The organism is Streptomyces sp. NBC_01298, assembly GCF_035978755.1.
Classification (GTDB): Bacteria; Actinomycetota; Actinomycetes; order Streptomycetales; family Streptomycetaceae; genus Streptomyces.
The window spans coordinates 210,657-211,789 of the sequence record NZ_CP108415.1 but is presented as its reverse complement, the minus strand read 5'-3'; positions in this window follow the sequence as shown (position 1 = coordinate 211,789).

Genomic DNA, 1,133 nt, shown 5'->3' with positions numbered 1-1,133 from the left:
CGAATCCGTAAGGAGGGATGGACTCCAAGGAATTTCGGCCCGGCTTCCCGGCAGGCGGGAAGCCGGGCACCGCACAGCCCCGACCGCATACACCCCTTCGTAGCGTCGCATCGAAACTGCCCAGCCCACAGGGATGCGGGCGGCCGCCCTGCCGCCCACGTAGTCGACGAGGTGAAGACTTGGCCATTGCTCCTGACGAGGGCTTCGAACCTGAACCGGAAGGTCCATGGGGACTGCCTGACGAAGCGCCCTCAGTCTTCGGCGATGTCGCCCACAGCTGGGGCAACCAGAGCGACGTCCCTTCCGCGCTCGAAGGCGAGGACACGGTGCCCGCCGGGGAAACCGAGCCGACCCCGGGGTGGGCGTCAGCCCCGGGCGAGGTACCGAACGCCTTCCAGCTCCCCTCCGCCTGGTCCGCCACACAGGTTCCCTCCGGTCTCGCTGATCCCGTCCCAGGTGCCGCGCGCCCGACGGCCGAACCCCTCGGTGCTAACGAGCCCGCCTCCCATGAGCCCGACCCGGCATGGGGTGAGGGATGGTCGCAGGGCGACGCCCCACGGGCTCTCGACGCCGATCAGCCGGCCCGCAGTTGGCTGCAGGATGATGCGCCCTCGGCACTTGATCTTCCGCCGCTCCTGGCCACGGGCCTTGCCCGAGAGAGCGCCGCGGACCTCCTCGCGCGCCTTGCGAGCAGCGGCACGGACCCGATCGAGCCTCTCGACGCCCCGCCCCAGCCCGATGACGCCGACGAAGATGGCGCGACCCCGACGGTGCCGTCGTGGGAAGAGGTCGACGTCACCCCTGCCGCCAACAACCCGTCCAGCCCGTTCACCGCGGGGACCGACCCCTCCGCCGCAGCGGCGCCAGCAGTGCCGTCTCCCGAAGCCTGGGGGGCTGCGGACGTACCGAATGCTCTGGTGTTCGGGGACGCCCATTATCGGAGCACGTGGGCCACCCAGGACGGGGTCCCGTCCGCCCTTGACCCCCTTACCGGCAGCATCACAGTCCCCCTCACCTCACAGTCTCTCGGCAGAGTTGCCGGCACCGAGGCAGCAACTGCCGCGGGGGCTGCCTGGGATGCCCAGGACGCACCCCAGGCAATGACGACGGGCACGGACTGGGGATCCGGCGCT